Here is a 4,562-nt window from a genome sequence, read left to right as displayed (position 1 = left end):
CAGATGACGCCGTTAATCAGAAAATCATAAAAATCGATATGCCGGACTGCATTTTCAATATTGGCAATATTGATACTGAAAAAAGGATTGCCCTGCAGCAGGCTCGCGCCCCATTGCAGGATAAATACAAAAATTGCAGAAACAATCGGAACACCAATCGCTTGAGGAAAACCTAGCACTCTTTTATTAAATAATGTCGTGGCAATAGATAATGCAAAAACAACGGTCAAAAGTTGCAAGAAAAAGAAATTGCCCATGAGTTCCCTTAAAGCGCGCCTCATTCCTGAAAATGAGTGATTTGGCTTATTTAAAAATAAAATATCAAATGAAAAAGCATTTCTGGATGAAATAATTTTAATCCTGTTTATTTTGCTATTTAGTTAAGTTTCTTTTCAATAGTTCCAAATGGTGGTTTATCATACAATTCTATCTTAGTACTTTGCTGTATTCTTTTACTAGTTCTTCTGAATCCTTCTTCCATGCATCAAACCGTTAAACTTGTTTTCCGTCTTTTTCTTGCTACTGTGATTTTTTTGGTCACGCTTGCATTGTGTTTTACCTGTTTTGCCAAAATTCAGGAGATCATGCAGGCCGAGCAGTATTATCAACAAGGCAAGTCACTTAACTTAACCAGCTCACCAGATCAGCAGTATGTTTTGCTGTCCAATAACCAGAAACCAGATCATGCCATTTTTGTTCTGATTGCAGGGAATGGTTATATTTCTAAAAGTAGTTGCACCCATTATACGGTGTTGTGTAGCGATGACTTTAACCAGTCTCATACCCGTCAGATTGATCAGGTAAAACTGTTTAAGGCGGGTGAGTTTTCTTATATTCAACAGGTTAAATATAAAGATAGCCGCACTGGTCAGGTTTCAGAATTTTCCTATTCTGCTAATGAGATCCAGCAATTTTATCAGCAGGACATTGCTGGGCTGAAATATGTAGTCTTTGGTATTAGCTTATTTGCTTTAGCTGCTTTATTTGTCAGCTTCAAGCTGATCAGGAATTTTCAGCGATTTCTGAATAAATAAGTTTTTCTATGCTTAAGAAAAAGGAGCAACTGCTCCTTTTTCATTTCATTTGGCACTTTAAATAGATCTAAATACCTTTACGATATTAAATGCCTTTATTAAAAGTATCACAATCTGCCATTTGACCAGATTTCAGGCCGGTATTAAACCATTGCACGCGCTGCGCACTGGTCCCATGAGTAAAGCTATCTGGCACCACATGTCCTTGGGCTTTTTTCTGTAAATAGTCATCACCAATTTTATGCGCTGCATCCATGGCTTCCTGTACATCACCCTGTTCCAGGAATTGGGTACGCTCATGATTATGATAAGCCCATACTCCCGCCAGGCAATCGGCTTGCAGCTCCTGATAGACTGACAGCTGATTCGCTTGTGCCTTTGTTGCTTGCTGGCGTGCCTGCTGTACCTGAGAAGAAATACCCAAGATGGTCTGGATGTGATGTCCAACCTCATGTGCCACGACATATGCTTGAGCAAAGTCACCAGCCTGATCATTACGCGATAGCTCAGTTGAATTCTGCTCACCACTAATGCCCATCTGGCTACGCATATCCCTAAAGAAGGTCGTGTCGATATACACTTTCTGATCTGCCGGACAATAAAACGGTCCCATGGCGGATTGCGCCGCACCACAACCAGAATTCACCACACCGCTGAAGAGTACCAGTTTAGGGGCGGTATACTGCTGATTTAGCTGCTGCTGGAACACCTGTGACCAGGTATCTTCTGTATCGGCCAGAACAGTTCCGACAAAGTCAATTGCTTCTTGCTGCTCTGGCGTTGGATTTTCCAGACCACGCGTTTCAGCACTGGAAACACCTTGTGTCACCTGCTTGGTGGCTTGATAAGCTTGTTGAGGATCCACACCAAAAAATTTCCAGGCAACAAAGGCTACAATCAGCCCTAGAATACTGATACCACCCGCTTTGGCACCCCCACCGCGGCGGTCTTCAACATTGCTACTAACTCGACGACCTTTCCAGCGCATAGTAAGATTCCTTATAGTTTATTTTTGACTTACTTCTAGCCAACCAAAATTATGCCTGCTTTGATTTTGCTCTGATCTTTTGAATAAAGCCAATCACAATGAATACCAATAATCCTGCGATAAAACCAATGACTAAATTAATGAGTGTTGGCGTAACGGCACCTATAATACTGCCCATTGTAGGAATGTGCTCTACATACTCGACTGAATCTTCAGTGAAATGATGAAACCATGGAATCGCGTGAGCAATAATCCCGCCACCGACCAGGAACATGGCAATTGTTCCCACAATAGTTAAAGTTTTCATCAGTTTGGGTGCAAAAGCTAACAAGCCTCGTCCTACACTTTGCTTGAAACTCGATGCCTGCTTGCTCAAGTGCAAACCTAAATCATCAATTTTAACAATCATGGCAACGAAGCCGTACACCCCGACTGTCATTAATATGGCGATCCCTGCTAGTACGATGACCTTGGTGGTAAAAGCTGCGGCTGCCACGGTGCCCAAAGAAATCACTACAATTTCCGCAGACAAAATAAAGTCAGTTCGGATCGCACCCTTAATTTTCTCTTTTTCAAATGTGGCTAAGTCAGTTTCGATCGTAGTGAATTCAGCCTCAGCATCTTCTTCAGTTTTGGCTTTCTTATGCTTTAAGCTATGCAGGACTTTTTCTACGCCTTCATAACACAGGAACAAGCCGCCAATCATCAATAAAGGATTAATTAACCATGGTGCAACCACACTGATCAGCAGAGCCAAAGGAACAAGAATGAGTTTATTGACAAAAGAACCTTTGGCGACGCTCCATACCACCGGAAGTTCACGTTCGGCACGTACACCGCTTACCTGTTGAGCATTGAGCGCCAGATCATCTCCCAAGACCCCGGCCGTTTTTTTTGCTGCCATTTTACTCATGACTGCAACATCATCTAGAACTGTGGCTATATCATCCAATAATATTAATAAGCTACTCGCCATTCTTGTTATTCCTTATAAATGTAAAAATATTCTAATCAAAAAGCAGCAGAAAGATTGTATTTACTTCTTTAATTTCAGAGATTTTTTATTACTGTGATTCATTGTGACTGACATTCAAAAACAGAATGCCGTACAATGTTGCGATCCTAAAAATTTGAATGTAGTACGACTACTGGTTTGGAATAAATAATGAGTAATCAAGATAATCGTCCAGTGATCTTGACTGGCGACCGTCCTACCGGACAACTTCACCTCGGTCACTTTGTTGGTTCATTACGCTCTCGCGTGGGTTTACAGGATTCTCACCATCAGCATCTTCTGCTGGCAGATGCACAGGCCTTGACAGACAATGCAGATAACTTCGAAAAAGTACGTCGTAACATCATTGAAGTTGCAACAGATTATCTTGCGGTAGGCATTGATCCGACCAAAACCACAATCTGCGTTCAGTCTTGCCTTCCTGCCCTCAATGAATTGACCATGCTTTACCTCAACTTCGTGACTGTTTCACGTCTTGAGCGTAACCCAACGATTAAGTCTGAAATTCAGATGCGTGGTTTTGAGCGTGATATTCCGGCAGGCTTCTTGTGCTATCCAGTGGCGCAGGCTGCGGACATTACTGCATTCAAAGCGACTGTGGTTCCAGTGGGTGAAGACCAGATCCCAATGATTGAACAGACTAACGAAATCGTGCGTCGTCTGAACCGTCAGGTAGGTCGTGAGCTACTTCCAGAATGTAAAGCCCTGCTATCTAACGTTGGCCGTTTACCAGGCTTTGATGGTAAGGCGAAAATGTCTAAATCTTTAGGCAATACCATTGTGCTAGATGCATCAGACAAAGATATCAAGAAAGCCGTTAACGCAATGTATACGGATCCGAACCACCTGCGTATTGAAGATCCAGGTCAGGTTGAAGGCAACGTGGTATTTACTTACCTGGATGCGTTCGATACCAACAAAGAAGAGCTGGAAGAACTAAAAGCCCATTACCGCCGTGGTGGTTTGGGTGATGGTACAGTGAAAAAACGTCTTGAAGGTATTCTAAAAGAATTAATTGGACCAATTCGTGAACGTCGTATGGAACTTTCTAAAGATCCTGACTACATTATGGATGTACTCAAGACTGGTACAGACAAATGCCGTGATATTACTCAAGCGACTTTGGATGAAGTTAAAACTGCCCTTGGCGTGTTCCACTTCTAATGCTTGGATAAATTTTGAAAAGCCCTTCACATGAAGGGCTTTTTTATTGAATTCCTACACATTTGATTCATATTTTCTTTTTCCTGTCACACAAAGGTAGAAAAACTTACTTTAGTTAACAGCTCTTTACACGTTTACCAATGTAAAAATAACAAGCCAGTTTTAATATGAAAACATATTCAGGAAATAGCAAGAAACATTCTCCACAGTTTCATTTGCAACAAGTTTTTCCTTTTTCTACGCAATGACAACCCCAATCATTGCGTTTTTTTTGTCTGAAACTTTTATAAAAACTATTTTAGCTCACGCTGCTCTTTTACAATGTCTAGCTTATGTAGCGAAAAAACTAATAAAAAACCCG

Annotated in this window: 4 protein-coding genes and 1 pseudogene; 2 read left to right on the top strand and 3 right to left on the bottom strand. The window is 41.4% G+C overall.

The window, feature by feature from the left end; translation table 11 throughout:
• Nucleotides 1-257, bottom strand: a pseudogene (locus B4033_RS07645) (sodium:proton antiporter); the annotation flags it as partial.
• Nucleotides 258-479: 222 nt separating this feature from the next.
• On the opposite strand from B4033_RS07645, the gene B4033_RS07640 reads away from it, so the two are divergent.
• Entirely contained in the window at nt 480-1,034 is a 555-nt protein-coding gene (locus B4033_RS07640) for a hypothetical protein (RefSeq protein WP_286832967.1), read from the top strand.
• Between the two features lie 85 nt (nt 1,035-1,119).
• On the opposite strand, the gene B4033_RS07635 is transcribed toward B4033_RS07640, so the two are convergent.
• Both B4033_RS07635 and B4033_RS07630 read right to left on the bottom strand, forming a co-directional pair.
• A complete protein-coding gene (locus tag B4033_RS07635; protein WP_286832966.1) occupies nt 1,120-2,022 on the bottom strand; it encodes a KPN_02809 family neutral zinc metallopeptidase in 903 nt (300 codons plus the stop codon).
• A gap of 49 nt (nt 2,023-2,071) precedes the next feature.
• Nucleotides 2,072-2,998 carry a DUF808 domain-containing protein gene (locus B4033_RS07630; protein WP_286832964.1) on the bottom strand — a complete coding sequence of 309 codons (927 nt, stop codon included), beginning with the start codon at nt 2,996-2,998 and terminating at the stop codon, nt 2,072-2,074.
• 189 nt (nt 2,999-3,187) lie between these two features.
• Between B4033_RS07630 and trpS the strand changes: the two genes are divergently transcribed.
• Nucleotides 3,188-4,201, top strand: a complete 1,014-nt coding sequence (gene trpS / locus B4033_RS07625) for a tryptophan--tRNA ligase (RefSeq protein WP_071319960.1) — start codon at nt 3,188-3,190, stop codon at nt 4,199-4,201.
• Nucleotides 4,202-4,562: the final 361 nt, after the last annotated feature.

The organism is Acinetobacter sp. UBA3132 (assembly GCF_002364825.1).
Lineage (GTDB): Bacteria > Pseudomonadota > Gammaproteobacteria > Pseudomonadales > Moraxellaceae > Acinetobacter > Acinetobacter schindleri.
The sequence above is the reverse complement of the archived record's forward strand: the minus strand, read 5'-3'. Positions and strand labels throughout refer to the sequence as shown.